This window comes from Neobacillus vireti (assembly GCF_036962465.1).
Classification (GTDB): domain Bacteria; phylum Bacillota; class Bacilli; order Bacillales; family Cytobacillaceae; genus Neobacillus; species Neobacillus vireti_B.
Genome location: NZ_JBALNF010000044.1, coordinates 23,294 through 41,318, shown reverse-complemented (window position 1 = coordinate 41,318; position 18,025 = coordinate 23,294). Strand labels below are relative to the sequence as shown.

The following is an 18,025-nucleotide window of genomic DNA, read 5'->3' as shown; positions in this document are numbered from 1 at the left end:
AGCGAAGCCGCCTGGAGCGGAAATAAACATTCAAGATTAACACAGCCTTTTTTTAATAAATCCTACAGGAAAAATGTATCTTTGTATTCTATCTATTAGTTTTATATAATAAATACATAGACTTACAGAAAAGCTTATTGATCCAGGGAAACAGCTTGGAGTGATGATCTAAAAAAACAAAGTTCATGTAGGAGGACTTTATAATATGCAAATCATTAAAATATCACCACGCGGTTACTGTTATGGTGTCGTCGATGCCATGGTTATTGCAAGAAATGCTGCTTTAGATAAATCATTGCCACGTCCCATCTACATTTTAGGGATGATTGTTCATAACAAACATGTTACAGATGCGTTTGCAGAGGAGGGCATTATCACTCTGGATGGTAACAATCGCATCGATATTCTTAATAAAGTTGAATCAGGTACGGTTATTTTTACCGCCCACGGCATCTCTCCGGAAGTACGTGAGCTTGCAAAGAAGAAAGGACTAGTAGCGATTGATGCAACCTGTCCTGATGTAACTAGAACACATGATTTGATAGAAGAAAAAACAAAACAAGGATATCAAGTTATTTATATAGGAAAAAAGGGGCACCCGGAGCCTGAAGGTGCGGTTGGTGTTGCACCGGATATGGTTCATTTAGTGGAAACTCCTAATGATGTTGAAGCATTAACCGTTCAAAGTGAAAACCTAATTGTCACAAACCAAACTACCATGAGTCAGTGGGATGTTGCCGATACTATGAAAAAAGTAAAGGAAAAATACCCTCATGTCGAAGTCTATAATGAAATTTGCCATGCAACGCAAATACGCCAAGAAGCCGTTGCCGAACAAGCGACAAAAGCTGATGTAACGATCGTTGTTGGCGATCCAAAAAGTAATAACTCTAATCGTCTTGCACAAGTTTCGGAGGAAATTGCTGGAACAAGAGCATATCGAATTGCAGATATAACGGAATTAGAAATTGATTGGTTAAAAGATGCCAAGACTGTTGCCGTCACATCGGGTGCTTCTACACCGACCCCTATTACCAAAGAGGTAATCACATTCCTTGAGCAATTTGATCCAACTAATGAATCGACTTGGGAACGCCGTAAGCAAGTTCAATTGAACAAAATATTACCTAAAGTTAAAAGTGCTGACAAATCATAAGAAAAAGTTTCAATAACTTGCCCAAATAACTATTTTAAAGAAAAAGAACCGTGTCCCATTAAGAGCGGTTCTTTTCTTTGTAGTTTATACAAACTGAAAGGGGTCTGTATTTTGTTCAGATGGGAAAATGTCAACATCGTAGCCAGACTCTTTGCACATCTTTTGGAGTACATTTGTCAGCCCTATTTTCATCACCTTTTCCACATTATGTCCCGGGTCAATCATATTTAAGCCCTGCATCATCGCATCATGGGCCGTATGATAATAGATATCCCCTGTAACATATACATCTGCCCCTTTAAATTTTGCATTCATAAAATATTTATTACCATCGCCGCCTAATACCGCAACCTTTTTAATCTTAGAGGTTAAATCCCCTACAACCCGGACAGCGGGGACGTTTAATGCTGCCTTTACCTTTTCAGCAAATTCAGCTAAGGTCATTTCTTTCACTTTTCCGATTCTGCCGAGACCAAGTGTCTCCCCTTTATTCTCAACCGGGTACACATCATAAGCAACCTCTTCATATGGATGTGCTTTGATCATCGCGGTGATTGTTTTCTTTAAAAGTGATTCAGGCAGTATGGTTTCTATTCTTACTTCATCCACTTTTTCTAACTCTCCTGGCTTGCCCACATACGGATTTGTATGTTCACCGGGTAAAAATCTTCCTATTCCATTTGCCGAAAATGAACAATGACTGTAGTTTCCAATAAAACCAGCACCTGTATTGCCTAACACTTGTCTGATTTCTTCTGCATGGCTAGCAGGGACAAAGACAACTAATTTCTTAAGCATCGCCTCATAGGTAGGGACCAGAACCTCCGCTTCTTCAAGCTCCAAAGCTTCTGCCAATAGATCATTGACCCCGCCTTTAGCGACATCCAAATTGGTATGAGCTGCATAAACAGCTATATCATGTTTTAATAACTTTTCAACCATCTTCCCCTGAGTTGTATCAGTTAACAAGTTTTTAAGCGGCCGAAAGATGATCGGGTGATGAGCAATAATGAGCTGTACATTTTTTTCGATCGCCTCATCAATGACATGATCGAGAACATCGAGAGCAATCATTACCCTATCAACTCTTTTATTTAACCGTCCAATTTGTAAACCTATTTTATCGCCCTCCATTGCCAAGCCCTTTGGTGAAAATTGCTCAAAAAGCTGGATGATTTCATGACCGTTCGGATTCTTCATTACTTAGGACCTCCTCCACAAGTTTTATCTTTTCAATGAGCTCATTCTTTTTTTCGATTGTCTCGGCCGTTTCCGAAGCCTCTTCCATCGCTTCAACAATACGCTGCCAATTTTTCTTCTCTGAATCCCACTTCTTTTTAAAGATTTCATTCTTTTCCTTCAACAGGAATGGTCCCAGCAAAAATTGCTTTTCCCTCTTTTCCTGATAAGGTTTAGCCGGATTACCTTGTTCGGCAATTAAAATTTCGTAAATTTTCCCATCTTCCTCTAGAATTTCTTCCGCAATTAACTCCCAGTTATTTTCAAACAACCACGTGCGAATCGAGACTGCACTAATATTTGGCTGCAGTATAAGACGCTTAACTGAACCTAGCTTGTCTTTCCCACTTTCCAAAATACTAGAGATTAGAGCCCCCCCCATTCCGGCAATGGTAATACAATCGACCTCACCAGACTGAATCACCTCAAGTCCATCACCCATGCGGACTGTAATCTTGTCAGCGAGCCCTTCTGCTAGTACATTTTTTTCGGCTGATTGGAAAGGCCCTTTGGCCACTTCACCTGCTACGGCATAAGATATTTTAAAATTCTTAGCTAGATAACATGGCAGATAAGCATGATCGGAGCCAATATCCGCCAACCTTGCCCCTTCTGGTACATATTTTGCGACTGTTGTTAAACGAACTGATAATTTATCTGTATTCAAGATTCCACCACTTTTACAATAATATAGGAATAAACATTTAACTTTGAGAATTGTCCAGCTACAGCGCCTAGGGGCTCTTAGGTCTAAGCCAATATGTCAGGAAGGTTAAATACAACCTTCTCGCCAGCTCGTCTTATGCCTGTCGCCCCTGGTCAAGGCGCTTCCGCTTTTCATTAAGTATATAAAAGAGTCCTTTACTAAAGCAAAGGACTCTTTTTATTATTTGATTTTACTTACCCATTCTGCCATTGCGTCAGCTTGTTCTTGAGGAACAAGGCCTGCTGGCATGTTGCCTTTACCTTTTGTAATGATGTTCACAATCTCTGCTTTAGAATACTTACTGCCGACACCTTTTAATGTTGGCCCTACTACCCCTTGATACTGATCCCCATGACAGCCAATACAGGTTTGCTTATAAATGTCTTCTGGCTTTGTTGCTGCAACCTCTGTTGTCTCGCTGCCACTTCCTTTTCCATTCTCTTTGGCGACTTCTTTCATGTCTCCCAGGCCTTTGAAGGAAAGAATAAACACTAATACGATCCCAAAAACCATGACAAGAATGTAAGGAATAACCGGATTCCGTTTCATGATCTTACCTCCCTTATGTACGAACGCATCTTAAAAATAAATAGTCTACAAACAACTACTATTTTACTTGAAAAATAACAGAAGGAAAAGCCCTAAACTTATTTTATCACTATAATCTTTATAATATAGAAAAAAGAGACTGAAGAATTTAACTAATTTTCTCTTCAGTCTCTCCATTTAACTTGTCATTAATTAGCACCCGATGAGGCGGGATATGACAATTCTTTGTACTTCGGAGGTGCCTTCCCCAATCTCAAGAAGCTTTGCGTCTCTCATCATCCTTTCGACTTGGTACTCCTTCATATAACCGTAACCACCATGGATTTGAACGGCCTGGTCTGTCACTTCCATACACATTTCGGATGCATATAACTTACACATCGCTGCTTCCTTGGAAAACGGCCTGCCTTGGTCTTTTAACCAGGCAGCTTTATAGACCATATTTCGTGCTAACTCAATTTTCATCGCCATATCGGCTAGCTTAAATTGGATAGCCTGAAAGGAAGAAATGGATTTACCAAATTGTTTTCTCTCTTTTGCATAGGCTAACGCCTTCTCATAAGCTCCTTGAGCAATCCCTACGGCCATTGCTCCTATCCCAATACGACCGCCATCTAATGTGATTAAAAACTGTCTAAAGCCCTCTCCACGCTTTCCAAGAAGATTGTCAACAGGCACCCTTACATTTTCTAATACCAGTTCCGTTGTATTGGATGCATTCAAACCCATCTTTTCGTAATTATCAATGATGGTAAACCCCTCAGCATTAGTAGGAACTATAATGGCACTAATCTCCTTTTGTCCACTCTCCTCCCCAGTTACAGCTGTCAAAGCTAAATGGTGCGCATAACTGGCATTGGTAATAAAGCACTTATTTCCATTTATAATAAATTCCCCGTTTTCTTCTTTGGCCGATGTCCTTGTTCCCCCCGCATCTGAGCCGGCATTAGGTTCTGTTAAACCAAATGCACCCAAAGATTCCCCAATACAAATCGGAGTTAAATAATTTCGTTTTTGCTCCTCGGTTCCAAACAGATTAATTGGTGCACCGCCTAAAGAAATATGTGCAGAGTATGTTATCCCGGTTGAGGCACATCCTCTGCTTAACTCTTCGACGACTATCGCAAAACTGATTGTATCTGCGCCACCGCCACCGTATTCTTCTGGAAAAGGAAGCCCCATCATCCCCAAAGTACTTAGCTTTTTAAATATCTCTACTGGAAACTTTTTTGTTCGATCACGCTCTATGGCCCCTGGCACCACTTCTTCATCTACAAATTGTTTAATCATATGTTTAATCATTTGTTGTTCAGATGTTAAGTCAAAATTCATTTCCATCCCCCCAAAACGGCATTGTATACGCTTTCTTTTTTATTATATAAGGAATCCTGATTAATTCATAACATTTAAAATTTTAAAATAAATTATATTATCGAAATATACAAATGTGATTTAATCTACCCGCGGATGGAATGAAAAGGAATACCTTATAGCTGATTCTTAAAATAATGTTGAAGCAGTTTTTCCTTTTGTAAAAAAGTAAAGCAGATAAAAAACGGAGTAAATGTTGAAAAGCCTATTTGCAAAGTGAGAGACAATTCAGTAAAATAACAATACAGAAAGTGCTTACATTCGTTAAAACTTTAGTGTTTAAAACAAAAAAATAGTCTACCTCTTTTTAAGAAGTAAACTATTATTGGCAAACATTCAGTTATTCTAAGAAATCTTTTAAACGTTTACTGCGGCTTGGATGACGTAACTTTCGCAGTGCTTTTGCTTCAATTTGACGAATACGTTCACGAGTGACACCGAATACCTTTCCAACTTCTTCAAGGGTACGGGTCCGGCCATCGTCTAATCCAAAACGCAATCTGAGAACATTTTCTTCCCGGTCCGTTAATGTGTCGAGAACATCTTCCAATTGTTCTTTTAATAATTCATAGGCAGCATGCTCTGAAGGGGACGTTGCGTCCTGGTCTTCAATAAAATCACCTAAGTGTGAATCATCTTCTTCACCAATTGGAGTTTCGAGTGATACTGGTTCTTGCGCTATTTTTAAAATTTCTCGTACCTTATCAGGGGTTAAATCCATATCTTCACCGATTTCTTCCGGTGTTGGTTCACGACCAAGATCCTGGAGGAGCTGACGTTGTACGCGAATAAGCTTATTAATGGTTTCCACCATATGAACCGGAATCCGTATCGTTCTTGCTTGGTCAGCAATTGCACGGGTGATCGCTTGACGAATCCACCACGTAGCATAAGTACTAAATTTAAAGCCTTTTCGATAATCAAATTTTTCAACTGCTTTAATGAGGCCCATATTCCCTTCTTGAATTAAGTCAAGAAATAACATACCTCGGCCAACATAACGCTTTGCAATACTTACAACAAGCCGTAAATTTGCTTCAGCAAGACGACGTTTAGCTTCTTCGTCTCCTTCTTCAATCCGATTAGCAAGTTTAATTTCCTCTTCGGCAGAGAGTAAGTCCACACGGCCAATCTCTTTTAGATACATGCGGACAGGATCGTTGATTTTAACACCTGGAGGAACACTAAGGTCGTTTAAATCAAATTCCTCATCATCTTCTTTTGCTATTTTTTTAATATCAGGGTCTTCCTCATCACTTTCGCCTACTAATTCAATTCCTTGCTCTGTTAAGGATTCATAAAATTCATCCATATGCTCGGAATCCACATCAAAGTTAGCCATTTTTTCAGCAATATCATCATAGGCAAGGACACCGATTTTTTTACCCAATTCAGTTAACTGGTCTTTTACTTGTTCAAGGGTTAATTCATTTTCAACCTCTTTTGAACGGGCTGATTTTTCAGCAGCCATATGTCCCCCTCCTTCCAAAATCAAAACAATAAATTAGAATTCATAACAATTTACGCAAGTGATTCATTTCAGTAGCAATCGCTGCGGCCTTACTAAAGTCCTTCTCTCGTTCAGCTTCTTTTAATTCCACTTCTTTTTCTTTTATCTTTAACAACTTTTGATAATTCAACACCTGTTTGATATAATCAGTTAATTCCTGATTTGTCAGTTCATCATTTATGGCCATCATTTCAATGTCTGCAACTATTCTTCTAAGATTATCATCTTGAATATAGGTTAAAAATGCGCTGGTGTCAGGTTCTGCATGGTCCTCAAAAAATCCTAACAGATAGGTTATTATTGCCTGATGTTCATCCATATTAAACGTTTGTCCTGCAAGTAATTCCTGAACCTTATAAGCCACATCTCGATCTTTAAGCATATGGGCAATTAACCGTCTTTCGGCTGTAAGGTATGCCGGTTTCAGTCCTTCTGCCGGCTTAATAACTACTAAAGGCTTTTGGGCTGGTTCTTTCGATCCGCTTGATTTTCTCTTTTCAGCAAAATATATTTGCTGCTGTTGCTGCTTTAATGCCTCTAGCGAGAGGGAAAATTCAGATGCCAGCTGTCTTAAGTAATGATCCCTTTCAACAGCCTTATCGAGTTTACTGATCTCTTTGATTATTTGTTCGATGTATGCGAACTGATCTCCTTCAAGCTGAAGATTTTTTCCGCGGCGAAAGTAAATAAATTTAAAGGCCATCCAGGTTAAACTTGCACCAATTACATCATTTCGGAACTTATCTGCACCATTCTTTTGAATATATTCATCAGGATCCATACCATCTGCCATCATCGCTACCTTTAGTTGAAAGCCAGCTTCTTGAAGGTGATTCCCTGCCCGATATGCAGCCTCAATACCGGCCTTATCAGAATCATAGCAAATCGTCACCGTTTGAACATTCTGTCTTAACAGAGTGATATGCTCCTCTGTTAATGCTGTTCCCATTGTGGCAATCCCATTTTCAACACCAGCCCGGTCGGCAGCAATGACATCGGCAAATCCCTCAAATAAAACAGCATATTGCATTTTTTTTATACTTGGTTTTGCCAAGTGATAATTATATAAAATTTTACTTTTATTAAAGATTGCTGTTTCGGGACTATTTAAATATTTTGGCTCATCAGCCCCAAGTGATCTCCCAGAAAAAGCAATCGTATTACCATGACGGTCAAATATAGGAAACATAATTCGATCCCTGAAACGATCAAAGTACGTTCCATCCCGCTCTCTTTTGATAATTAAACCGGCTTTTTCCATCCATTCAGGTGAAAAATCCCTCTTAGTCAGGAATTTATAAACGAAGTCCCATGAATTTAATGAATACCCGATTTGAAACTTATCAATCGATTCTTGGGTAAAACCTCTGTTTAGTAAATACTCGAGTGCGTGTTGACCCTCTTTTGTATTTACCAAAAGATGGTGGTAAAATTTTCTTAATAGCTCATGGGCATCAATCATTGCCTGAAGTTCTTTAGAAAGTTTTTTGCCACCCAATGTTTGCGGCAAGTTAATACCTAATTCAATATTTACCTTCGCCGCTAGTTTAATGGCTGCTTCTTGGAATGATATTCCTTCAAGTTCCATTAAAAAAGAAAATACATTTCCTCCCGCCCCACAACCAAAACAATGAAAGATTTGTTTGTCAGGTGATACTGAAAATGATGGGGTGCTCTCTCCATGGAATGGACATAATCCGAAGTAATTTCGCCCCTGTTTTTTCAGTTGAACATAATCGCTAATTACCTCGACAATATCAACAGCCTGACGAATTTGGTCAATCTTCTCTTCGGCAATAAGGTCTGCCATGAAAACAACTCCATTTGTACTACAGGTATTCGGCAGGCATTAGTTAAATTCCTGCAAATTTCGACATTTTTTTTGTTAGCTTCATCACAAATCTTGCTCGATCCTCAGATTAATAGGTCTTGGTCCTTTCGGTATTCTCCTCTTTGACAACAATATCTCCTTTACCTGAATTGTTTACAGATACGGGGCTGTTCTTCCTTACCTGAGTCAATGGATTTCCAGATTGCACATATGTAATGTTTTTCTTTCACATGATGAACACAGGTAGCAGCAAAACAAACGTCAACGGAAAATATGGCTGTGATTTTCGACAATTTCCTCTTTAACCGGGCAAAACTCTGCATCGACAAAATAGCCTATTTGCCTTTTCCATAAGTATAAATTCTACATCACTCCGCATATTCCTTCTTAAAGAAACAACTTTTATAAAAAGGATTTATGTCGAATTTTTTTAGGGGGGCTGCCTTGACATCTAACAATAAATAGTTTATTCGTTCCAATGCAACTCTAAACCTAAAAAGATATTTTTTTATCACAATTTTTTATTATAGTATATTCGTTATCATTTTACCATAACTTTTTTTCATTTTTTTTGTTAAAAAAACACATAATCAATTGATTATGCGTTAGAATCTTCCCTTTTGAATATAATTTAAAATAACATTTGCTGTTTCTTCGACAGCTTTATTGGTCACATCGATCACTGGACACTTAATTCTCTTGACTATTTCTTCAAAAAAAGTTAATTCCTCTTTAATTCGTTCGATATTAGCATAGCTTGCTTGGTCGTTTAATCCTAAGGAAAGTAACCGTTCTCTTCTGATATTATTTAGCTTTTCCGGACTGATTTTTAAGCCAAAGCACTTTTCTATCGGAACTTTATATAGTTCTTCAGGAGGATCTACTTCCGGGACCAGCGGTACATTGGCCACCTTTAACCGTTTATGTGCCAAATACTGTGATAATGGTGTTTTGGAGGTTCTAGATACTCCAATTAAAACGATATCTGCCTTTAAAAGCCCTCTTGGGTCTCGTCCATCATCATATTTTACTGCAAATTCAATCGCTTCTACCTTTTTAAAGTAATCCTCATCCAGTTTCCTTACCAAACCAGGTTCACAAAGGGGCGTTTTTCCACTGAAAATCTCAATTTGATCAATGATCGGTCCAATTAAATCTACTGCTTGTATGCCGTCCTCATCGGCCCTCTCCTTCAAATATGTACGCATATCAGGTTTAACCAGGGTATAAGCAATCATCCCTTTGTCATGGGAAACCAGTGATAAAACTTCCTCGATATGTTCTTTATCCTCAACATAAGGAAATCTCTTTAATGTCATACCTGACCCATTGAACTGGCTAATTGCTGCTTTCGTAACTAATTCAGCTGTCTCACCAACTGAATCAGAGACCACATAAATGATCGGCGTACTCATTCTCCCTCATCATCTCCATTTCCTATTTATCTTTCTTCATCAGCTAACGCCAAAAAAGCTTTGGTAATATTTGTTTTGGTCACTCTGCCAATAACCTCATAGCCTTGATCAGATTTTTTAACGACAGGTAAGGCATCGATTTGTTTTTCAATTAATTTCTTTGCCACATCAATTAATAAATCCTCACGTTCGCAGGTGGTTATGTTTGGCATCCTAGTCATAATGATATTGACAGGGATACTTGTAAGCTCTTGCTTGCCAATACTGGCCCTCAATAGGTCCTTCCTTGATAATACTCCGACTAGATTAGAAAATTGATCAACCACAAATAATGTACCCACATCTTCAAGGAACATTGTACAGATCGCATCATAAACTGAAACACTTTCACTTACTACCACTGGGATAGATTGATAATCAGATACATAAATTTTCTGCAGGTTCTCAGTCAATAGCTGAGCCCCCGACTTTCCTGTATAAAAATAGCCAACCCTCGGCCTTGCATCTAAAAAACCAGCCATTGTTAGGATTGCCAAATCTGGCCGCAATGTAGCACGGGTTAAACTCAATTGGTCTGCAATTTGTTCACCTGTTATTGGGCCATTTTCTTTAACGATTTGTAAAATATGCTCCTGGCGTTTAGTCAGTTCGATTGTCCTCACCACCTAAAAAAAATATAATACAATTTGCCATATTTGAATAAGAAATATTATATACTACTTAGCGGGTATTTTAAATCATAATGGTTATAGATAAAAGGTGCGGATGTCCGCACCTTTTTTTCCTTAAAATACCATCTTTTCTTGTAAAAAGCTCACTAATTCCGAGATAGGGAGGCGGGTCTGTTCCATTGTATCCCGGTCACGGACTGTAACCATGTTGTCTTCTTTTGAATCAAAATCATAAGTGATGCAAAATGGAGTACCGATTTCATCATGGCGGCGGTACCGTTTGCCGATTGAGCCTGCTTCATCATAATCAACCGTAAAGTATTTAGATAAATTAGCAAATACCTCTCTGGCTTCTTCAGACAATTTTTTTGATAACGGCAGCACTGCAGCCTTATAAGGGGCTAACGCCGGGTGGAAATGCATGACGGTTCTGGAAGTACCATCTTCAAGCTGCTCTTCATCATACGCATCGATTAAGAAAGCTAGTGTAACCCTGTCAGCACCAAGTGATGGTTCAATACAATATGGTACATATTTTTCATTTGTTTCTGGATCTAAGTAGTGAAAATCTTCGCCCGAAAACTCCATATGCTGTTTCAAATCATAATCCGTTCTTGATGCCACGCCCCACAATTCGCCCCAGCCAAACGGAAATTTAAATTCAAAATCAGTTGTCGCATTACTATAATGGGAAAGCTCATCTTCGGAATGGTCACGAAGTCTGATATTTTCCTTTGTAAGACCTAAAGATGATAACCAGTTCTCAGCAAATTGCTTCCAATAATCGAACCATTTTAATTCCTCACCGGGTTTGCAGAAGAATTCAAGTTCCATTTGTTCAAATTCTCTTGTTCGGAAGGTAAAGTTCCCAGGTGTTATTTCATTGCGGAAGCTTTTACCAATTTGCGCAATCCCAAACGGCAATTTCTTTCGCATTGTCCGCTGAACATTTTTAAAGTTAACAAAAATACCCTGAGCAGTTTCTGGACGCAGGAATATTTCATTAGTACTAGTTTCCGTTACGCCTTGGAACGTTTTAAACATTAAATTGAATTGACGGATACCCGTAAAATCGTGGCTGCCGCAATCAGGACAAGCAATATTATGTTCCTTAATTAATTCTTCCATTTTTTCAAATGGAAGCCCGTCTACCACCAACTCTATTCCTTTTTCATCAAGAGCATTTTCAATTAACTTATCAGCGCGATGGCGAGCCTTACAGTTTTTACAATCAATCATAGGATCATTAAAATTACCAATATGACCTGACGCTTCCCAAGTTCTTGGGTTCATTAAAATACTTGCATCTAAGCCTACATTATAGGGAGACTCTTGAACGAATTTTTTCCACCAAGCCTGTTTGATGTTATTTTTAAATTCAACACCCAATGGACCGTAATCCCAAGTGTTTGCTAAACCACCATAAATTTCTGACCCAGGAAAGATAAATCCTCTGTGCTTTGCATGTGAAACGATTTGTTCCATTATTACATTCATTGTTTTTTCGCTCCTTTTTTTAAAATAAAAAGTGGAATGTCATCATAATACTTCAACTAGACAATAAAAAACTCCCGCCTCTATGCTTAATTAAGCATAGGGACGAGAGTTACCCGCGGTTCCACCCTATTTGCTGCTATAAAAGCAGCCTCCTTAAATTGTGTTTTTCAACACGTTTGCTCGGGAACGCCTTCATTAGTGCCCTATACCCTAGCTTACACCATCCTAGGTTCGCTTTTATAGAGTAGTCTAATTACTACTTTCCTTCACCGCAAATATTTTTTATTAAAGAAATAGTAACGAAAACTTCATACATTGTCAACAAGGCATTTATAACAGATTGCGAAAATGATCCATTGAATTAAGAAATTTTTTAGATTTGAGGTTGAGACCTGAGTATTCATCATAGTAGGCTGTGATTATTTTTTTCAATTCAGCCTTTGTTTCGTCTTTAACTGAAATATTCCCTAATCTGGAAAGATCAAAATAATAAAATAGCCGTAATAATTTAACAGTTGCTGGTAATAATGGAAAATGGTAAGGATCCTTTTCCTTGCAGCGATGACAGATAAAACCGCCTTCCCGAATTGAAAATGAAAAATGACCGTCTGTACTGCCACAGACGGAACACCTATCTAAAACCGGGTAGAGTCCCATGACATTTAGCATCTTCATCTCGTAAATATTCATAAGAATATCGGGATCAAAACCTTCATTCAGATAATGAAGTGTCTGATTGAGTAATTCAAAATGATAAGGGTTTGTTTTTTTATCTTCCGTACATCGATCTGTTAATTCAACAATATAACTGGCATAGGCTGTTAAAAAGATATCTTCCCCAATCGAACGCAAAGAAGTAATGATTTCTCCCTGCTGCAAGCTCCCTAAACCAGAACCTGTTTGCAAGAGAAAATATCCATGTGTAAAAAGCTGGGAAATAGAGGAAAGGCGGCTATTTGGCTTTTTGGCCCCGCGTGCCATAACACCAATCTTACCACCTTCTCTAGTATATAACGTTACTATTTTATTTGTTTCTCCATAATCTGTGGTTCTAATGACAATGCCCTCATATTTCTGAAGCATTTTTTGCCACCTTCTATCGTGCGAAAACAAACTTATGAAACGGGAAAATCAATTTGTGCTAGATCTTCATTCTGATTTCCGGGTATTTCTTGGTTTTCCTTCTCAAGCTCTTTGAAGAGAAGATATGTGTCAATATTACCTGTTTGGAGGAATACTTTCCACGTAAAATCCATCATCGAAAACCCCACCTTTCATTATTTAGACTAGCCTAATGTTAAATCCCAAACCTTATAATTATCATAGCCTGCCTTAGCGAAAATATTAGACGAAATAATTGTTAATGTTGTCCATGCATAATCTTGTTTAAGAGTTAATATTTTAATTAGGGTTTACTTAATATTCATCCTCATTGAAGCCATAATCACGGAGTTGGGACATTTTATTACGCCAATCTTTCTGTACCTTAACCCAAAGCTCCAAAAATACTTTCGAGCCAAGGAGATTCTCAATATCTACTCGGGCGCGTTTACCGATTTCCTTAAGCATGCTCCCTTGCTTGCCAATAATAATACCCTTTTGTGAATCTCTTTCTACTATCACCGTAGCCATAACATGAATAATATCCTTATTTGGCTGTCGTTCCATTTTATCCATCACAACAGCCAAAGAGTGGGGAATTTCCTCTCTTGTTAGGTGCAGTGCTTTTTCCCTAATTAACTCTGTAATAATAAACCGCTCAGGATGATCGGTTACTTGGTCTGCAGGGTAATATTGCGGCCCCTCAGGTAAGAATCCTTTAATTTGCTCTAATAATCGTTCAACATTATTTCCTTCCAATGCTGAAATTGGCACGATTTCTTTAAAGTCATATTTTTCTTTATATGATTCAATAATAGGCAGCAATTCATCAGGATGAATTTGATCAATTTTATTAATAACGAGAAAGATAGGAGTGTTTACAGTTTGAAATTTTTCAAGTATAAATTCTTCACCCCTGCCAAATCCTTCTTCGGCATTTACCATAAATAAGACTAAATCTACTTCTTTAAGTGTATTCTGTGCTACCTTCATCATGAAGTCGCCCAATTTATGTTTTGGTTTGTGGATACCTGGTGTATCAATAAAAATCATCTGAGCATCAGGCAGGGATAACACCCCTTGAATTTTGTTTCTTGTTGTTTGTGGCTTATCACTCATAATGGCAATTTTCTGGCCGATTACCCGATTAAGAAAAGTTGATTTCCCGACATTTGGTCTCCCGATGATGGAGATAAATCCTGATTTGTATCCGTTTTCATTCGCTTTATTTTGCATGTAAATCCTCCGGAGAAAAGGCACCAGGAAGTAACTCCGCTACCGTCAATTCTTTTACATCACCTTTTAGGTTGGTTAAAATTATTTTCATGTCACTTGGGCATAGCTCGGATATTACCTGCCTGCATGCCCCGCATGGCGAACAAGGGCGGTCCGTATCAGCAATAACGGCCATCATTTGGTAATCTCGGTCACCTTCTGAATAAGCCTTAAAAAGGGCAGTACGTTCTGCACAATTACACATACTATAAGCGGCATTTTCAATATTGCAGCCATGATATACTTTTCCTTCAGTCGTTAACAATGCTGCTCCCACTCCAAACTTAGAGTATGGAACATAGGCTTTTTCTCTTGCTTTTTTAGCTTCTTCCATTAATTGTTCAGTGTTCACAAAAACGTCATCCCTTCCAGCAGGAAATCTGCTGTTTCTTTATTTTACCTCAAATTTTAGAGAAAATCATTACTTGTAGCGAAATAGTAATAAAAAATTTTAAAAAGTTCGAATTTTCTCATAATGTAACTTGTCTTTTTAAAACAAATTATTTTAGTTATTTTACCGAAATGATCAATACATTTCAAATCGGTTAAAATCTTGTTTATTTTTCCTTTTTCTAGAACTGTTTAAGTATATAGGGTAAATAGATAATGATACCAACAATTACCGCCAAAACAGCATAAACAAACACTGCTCCAGCAGCTATATCTTTGGCTTGTTTTGCTAGCGGATGATATTCGGCAGTTACAAGGTCTACTACCCGTTCAATTGCTGTATTCATTAATTCCAAGGCAAACATCCCTCCAATAGTGAAGAGAATGAGAAGCCACTCCATTTTAGAAATTGAAAAATAAAACGATAAACCTAAAACGATTAACGAGCTGATCAAATGGAACCGCATATTTCTTTCCTTTTGGATCGCTGTGAGAATTCCTGCCATTGCAAACGAAAAGGAACTCAATGAGATGAAACATCCCTTTTTATCGTGTGAGCCCATAAGCGTTCAAAATTTCCTTTTGCAAAGTAAACATTTCTTTTTCATCTTCCTCGGTCATGTGGTCAAAGCCCAAAAGGTGAAGGAAACCATGAACAGCCAAAAATCCTAGCTCCCTCTCAAAAGAATGGCCATATTCTTCAGCTTGCTCTTTTGTTCTTGGGACCGAAATAATAATATCGCCTAAGATACGCGGCATATCCATTCCGGATAATTCGACCTCACCCTCGCCAAGCTCTTCCATCGCAAAGGAAATAACATCTGTCGGGGCATCTTTATCACGGTAATCACGATTAATCTCATGAATCCGCTCATTCGAAACATAACTTATAGATACCTCACTATGCTCTTCAATCTGCTGGGTTTTAGCTGCAAAATTGATTAGTCTTTCTATCTCAAGCATTTGCTGCTCTGTCAATTCATTTGTTTCGTCAACACTGTCAATAAGTAAGGTCATGCTTGCTTCACCTGCTTTGTATTTGTTAATTCTGGATACTCAATCCTTGAGTGAAAGATCCCTTTTAATGTCTCACATAATGTATGAGAGACCGTTTCAATTTCTTTCATCGTAATATCACATTCGTTTAACTGCCCATCTTCAAGTCGTTCAGCAACTATTTTTTTTACAAACGTATCGATTAATTCCGGTGTAGGCTGTGATAAAGAGCGTACAGCTGCTTCCAGACTGTCGGCTATACCAACAATCGCAGATTCCTTCGTTTGCGCTTTTGGACCTGGATAACGGAATTCCGCTTCTTTCAATGTCGATTCACCTTGGAGAGCTTTATGGTAAAAGAATTTTAACAATGTGGTTCCATGATGCTGCTCGGCAATATCAATAATTTCTTTTGGCATGTGGTATTTCCTTAATATTTCCGCCCCATCTAAAACATGAGCAATAATAATAGTCGCGCTTTTATCAGGAGGCAGCTTATCATGGGGATTTTCATGATTTATTTGGTTTTCTATAAAGAAGTTTGGCCTTTTGGTTTTCCCAATATCATGGTAATAACTCCCCACTCTCGCTAAAAGACCATTAGCTCCAATGGCTTCACATGCTGATTCTGCTAAATTGGCAACCATGACACTATGATGATAGGTCCCTGGTGCCTCCATTAGGATCTTTCTTAGGAGTGGATGATTTGGGTTAGACAATTCAATCAGCCTGATAGTTGAAAGTATTCCAAAGCTCGCTTCAAAGAAAGGTAACAACCCAACAGTCAACACAGCAGAACTAACCCCGGATACAAGTGCTGTAATAAGATAATAGCCATACTCAATCCCAGAGAATTGACCATTTGGAAGGAGCATTAACGCAGCAATAGTTAATATATTGATTAGTGATGCGAAGATACCTGCCTGGAATATTCTTGAACGGCGATTTTGGCTATTTAAAAACAGAATAGCCGCAATACTACTAAAGAGGAAGTAAATTCCAACTGAAAAATTAAGTGTTCCGGTAATCCCTTCATTAAAAAGGATACTCCCACAGACAGCCATAAGAACGGACATAAATATAGCCAGCTTTTCATCAATTAATATTTTAATTAACATTCCGCTCATGGCAGCTGGAAAAATATATCCAATTCCCTCGAAATTAAAAACCTGAAGCATACTAATAATTTTCATAATAAAAATTGAGAGAATGAAAATAATCCCATACAACAATAAGTAGGTTTGGCGCTTTTCAGGGAGCGATTTCATTTGATGAAAATAGTAATAAATAGCTGAAAGGATAATGGAAATTAACACTACTAAGCCAATCAACGGCTTATATGATCGATCATTGTTAATCAGACCTACCAATTTTAACCGCCGATAGATATCCTGATTAATTAATTCTCCTTCTTCGGCAATTATTTGACCTTGAAGAATTTTTACAGGTTCGACATTTTCTGCTGCCTGTTGTCTTAATTCCTCTGTTGCGTTTGAGTCATAAAACTCATTTTGAATAACAGCATATCTTCCTAATTCAATAGCCGCTAATTTTAATTCATCATTTAAGGTAGTGTATTTTAATTCTTCTTCTACCCTTTTCTTAGCATTTTCCACCTCATCAGCAGAAATTCTTTTAGTCATCACATTATTGATGGCGGTGACCGTTAAATCCTTTGCGATTGCCAGTTCATCATTAGTGGCATGAATTAAGGCTGCAAAAACCTGATTAGAAAGCTCTTTCGAAACACTTGAGGTTAATTTTGCTTTTAATTGTGACTCTTTATCAGAATCACTTGGCACCTCATTGGCAGGTGATACATCAGAACCTCCTTCTTCCGGTTTTTTCGTTGCTTCCTTAATTTCATTATTAACCTCGTTTGCAGCTTGGAAAATAGACGTGATTAAATCCACCCGATTTTGCGTATACTCATTTTTCAAAGCGTATACAGGCTGAACCTGGTTAATCGCCTCTTTGCGTTTGGTTTCGGTACTTTCCTTATCTTCGACTGTTGCCGGAGAACGAATCGTATTTTCTGCAACTGAAAACAAGCTTAACTCTAGTTTTTCGGGTTTCACATGGTTGTAAAGCGCCCCGACTAAAACAATTCCTAGTACGATAAAAAATAAAATGCGAAAAAAAGTAAAGTCAAGTAATTTACGTATCCGTATGAAGTTCTGCTGTAGTTTATCCAACTAAATCCCCCCAACCACGGCCCATCGATCATTGTAATAGTAAAAGACTAACAAAAATACTACTAGAAAATGCGCTTTATGTAAAATCATATCAGTTTTTCAGGAAAGTTTCACCTTTAAAAG

General features: G+C 38.1%; 17 protein-coding genes and 1 other annotated feature. Of the genes, 1 reads left to right on the top strand and 16 read right to left on the bottom strand.

Going from position 1 to position 18,025, the window contains the following annotated elements:
* Window positions 1–205 precede the first annotated feature (205 nt).
* The gene (locus V7077_RS18750; RefSeq protein WP_335504698.1) at window positions 206–1,156 is read left to right on the top strand and encodes a 4-hydroxy-3-methylbut-2-enyl diphosphate reductase; all 951 of its coding nucleotides are present in this window, start codon (window positions 206–208) and stop codon (window positions 1,154–1,156) included.
* An 84-nt stretch (window positions 1,157–1,240) separates the two neighbouring features.
* Here V7077_RS18750 and V7077_RS18745 read toward each other — a convergent pair whose 3' ends face one another.
* From V7077_RS18745 to V7077_RS18670, 16 genes are all read right to left on the bottom strand, one after another.
* Window positions 1,241–2,356: a Nif3-like dinuclear metal center hexameric protein gene (locus V7077_RS18745; protein ID WP_335504696.1), complete on the bottom strand. Its 1,116-nt coding sequence runs from the start codon at window positions 2,354–2,356 to the stop codon at window positions 1,241–1,243.
* On the bottom strand, window positions 2,334–3,062 hold the full coding sequence (locus V7077_RS18740; protein ID WP_335504694.1) for a tRNA (adenine(22)-N(1))-methyltransferase: 729 nt from the start codon (window positions 3,060–3,062) through the stop codon (window positions 2,334–2,336). The genes V7077_RS18745 and V7077_RS18740 overlap by 23 nt, the downstream gene beginning before the upstream one ends.
* Window positions 3,063–3,281: 219 nt before the next feature.
* Window positions 3,282–3,650: a cytochrome c550 gene (gene cccA, locus V7077_RS18735; protein ID WP_335504692.1), complete on the bottom strand. Its 369-nt coding sequence runs from the start codon at window positions 3,648–3,650 to the stop codon at window positions 3,282–3,284.
* 192 nt (window positions 3,651–3,842) lie between these two features.
* Window positions 3,843–4,982: an acyl-CoA dehydrogenase family protein gene (locus V7077_RS18730; protein WP_335504690.1), complete on the bottom strand. Its 1,140-nt coding sequence runs from the start codon at window positions 4,980–4,982 to the stop codon at window positions 3,843–3,845.
* Between the two features lie 379 nt (window positions 4,983–5,361).
* Window positions 5,362–6,492, bottom strand: a complete 1,131-nt coding sequence (rpoD, locus tag V7077_RS18725) for an RNA polymerase sigma factor RpoD (RefSeq protein WP_335504687.1) — start codon at window positions 6,490–6,492, stop codon at window positions 5,362–5,364.
* A 40-nt stretch (window positions 6,493–6,532) separates the two neighbouring features.
* Window positions 6,533–8,341: a DNA primase gene (gene dnaG / locus V7077_RS18720; RefSeq protein ID WP_335504685.1), complete on the bottom strand. Its 1,809-nt coding sequence runs from the start codon at window positions 8,339–8,341 to the stop codon at window positions 6,533–6,535.
* Window positions 8,342–8,967: 626 nt separating this feature from the next.
* Complete coding sequence (locus tag V7077_RS18715; protein ID WP_335504683.1) at window positions 8,968–9,777, bottom strand: pyruvate, water dikinase regulatory protein; 810 nt, start codon at window positions 9,775–9,777, stop codon at window positions 8,968–8,970.
* A gap of 26 nt (window positions 9,778–9,803) precedes the next feature.
* Entirely contained in the window at window positions 9,804–10,442 is a 639-nt protein-coding gene (locus tag V7077_RS18710; RefSeq protein ID WP_335504682.1) for a helix-turn-helix transcriptional regulator, read from the bottom strand.
* 120 nt (window positions 10,443–10,562) lie between these two features.
* On the bottom strand, window positions 10,563–11,945 hold the full coding sequence (locus V7077_RS18705) for a glycine--tRNA ligase (protein WP_335504681.1): 1,383 nt from the start codon (window positions 11,943–11,945) through the stop codon (window positions 10,563–10,565).
* 95 nt (window positions 11,946–12,040) lie between these two features.
* Window positions 12,041–12,224: a binding site (T-box leader), on the bottom strand.
* A 51-nt stretch (window positions 12,225–12,275) separates the two neighbouring features.
* Entirely contained in the window at window positions 12,276–13,028 is a 753-nt protein-coding gene (gene recO / locus V7077_RS18700; protein WP_335504678.1) for a DNA repair protein RecO, read from the bottom strand.
* A gap of 32 nt (window positions 13,029–13,060) precedes the next feature.
* Window positions 13,061–13,204, bottom strand: coding sequence for a YqzL family protein (locus V7077_RS18695; RefSeq protein WP_098529956.1), 144 nt, complete (start codon window positions 13,202–13,204; stop codon window positions 13,061–13,063).
* A gap of 157 nt (window positions 13,205–13,361) precedes the next feature.
* The gene (gene era, locus V7077_RS18690; protein WP_335504675.1) at window positions 13,362–14,282 is read right to left on the bottom strand and encodes a GTPase Era; all 921 of its coding nucleotides are present in this window, start codon (window positions 14,280–14,282) and stop codon (window positions 13,362–13,364) included.
* The gene (cdd, locus tag V7077_RS18685) at window positions 14,272–14,655 is read right to left on the bottom strand and encodes a cytidine deaminase (protein ID WP_420489676.1); all 384 of its coding nucleotides are present in this window, start codon (window positions 14,653–14,655) and stop codon (window positions 14,272–14,274) included. The genes era and cdd overlap by 11 nt, the downstream gene beginning before the upstream one ends.
* Window positions 14,656–14,893: 238 nt before the next feature.
* Window positions 14,894–15,274, bottom strand: coding sequence for a diacylglycerol kinase family protein (locus V7077_RS18680; protein WP_335504672.1), 381 nt, complete (start codon window positions 15,272–15,274; stop codon window positions 14,894–14,896).
* Complete coding sequence (gene ybeY / locus V7077_RS18675) at window positions 15,258–15,728, bottom strand: rRNA maturation RNase YbeY (protein ID WP_335504670.1); 471 nt, start codon at window positions 15,726–15,728, stop codon at window positions 15,258–15,260. Before ybeY ends, V7077_RS18680 begins: the two co-directional genes overlap by 17 nt.
* Window positions 15,725–17,902, bottom strand: a complete 2,178-nt coding sequence (locus V7077_RS18670) for an HD family phosphohydrolase (RefSeq protein ID WP_335504669.1) — start codon at window positions 17,900–17,902, stop codon at window positions 15,725–15,727. Before V7077_RS18670 ends, ybeY begins: the two co-directional genes overlap by 4 nt.
* Window positions 17,903–18,025: the final 123 nt, after the last annotated feature.

What these genes read in the sequence shown, in the direction of transcription:
- dnaG (WP_335504685.1), bottom strand. Translation starts at nt 8,341, where the DNA reads ATGGCAGACCTTATTGCCGAAGAGAAGATTGACCAAATTCGTCAGGCT.
- cdd (WP_420489676.1), bottom strand. Translation starts at nt 14,655, where the DNA reads ATGGAAGAAGCTAAAAAAGCAAGAGAAAAAGCCTATGTTCCATACTCT.
- ybeY (WP_335504670.1), bottom strand. Translation starts at nt 15,728, where the DNA reads ATGACCTTACTTATTGACAGTGTTGACGAAACAAATGAATTGACAGAG.
- V7077_RS18715 (WP_335504683.1), bottom strand. Translation starts at nt 9,777, where the DNA reads ATGAGTACGCCGATCATTTATGTGGTCTCTGATTCAGTTGGTGAGACA.
- rpoD (WP_335504687.1), bottom strand. Translation starts at nt 6,492, where the DNA reads ATGGCTGCTGAAAAATCAGCCCGTTCAAAAGAGGTTGAAAATGAATTA.
- V7077_RS18695 (WP_098529956.1), bottom strand. Translation starts at nt 13,204, where the DNA reads ATGATGGATTTTACGTGGAAAGTATTCCTCCAAACAGGTAATATTGAC.
- V7077_RS18745 (WP_335504696.1), bottom strand. Translation starts at nt 2,356, where the DNA reads ATGAAGAATCCGAACGGTCATGAAATCATCCAGCTTTTTGAGCAATTT.
- cccA (WP_335504692.1), bottom strand. Translation starts at nt 3,650, where the DNA reads ATGAAACGGAATCCGGTTATTCCTTACATTCTTGTCATGGTTTTTGGG.
- era (WP_335504675.1), bottom strand. Translation starts at nt 14,282, where the DNA reads ATGCAAAATAAAGCGAATGAAAACGGATACAAATCAGGATTTATCTCC.
- V7077_RS18730 (WP_335504690.1), bottom strand. Translation starts at nt 4,982, where the DNA reads ATGAATTTTGACTTAACATCTGAACAACAAATGATTAAACATATGATT.
- recO (WP_335504678.1), bottom strand. Translation starts at nt 13,028, where the DNA reads ATGCTTCAGAAATATGAGGGCATTGTCATTAGAACCACAGATTATGGA.
- V7077_RS18750 (WP_335504698.1), top strand. Translation starts at nt 206, where the DNA reads ATGCAAATCATTAAAATATCACCACGCGGTTACTGTTATGGTGTCGTC.
- V7077_RS18680 (WP_335504672.1), bottom strand. Translation starts at nt 15,274, where the DNA reads ATGGGCTCACACGATAAAAAGGGATGTTTCATCTCATTGAGTTCCTTT.
- V7077_RS18705 (WP_335504681.1), bottom strand. Translation starts at nt 11,945, where the DNA reads ATGAATGTAATAATGGAACAAATCGTTTCACATGCAAAGCACAGAGGA.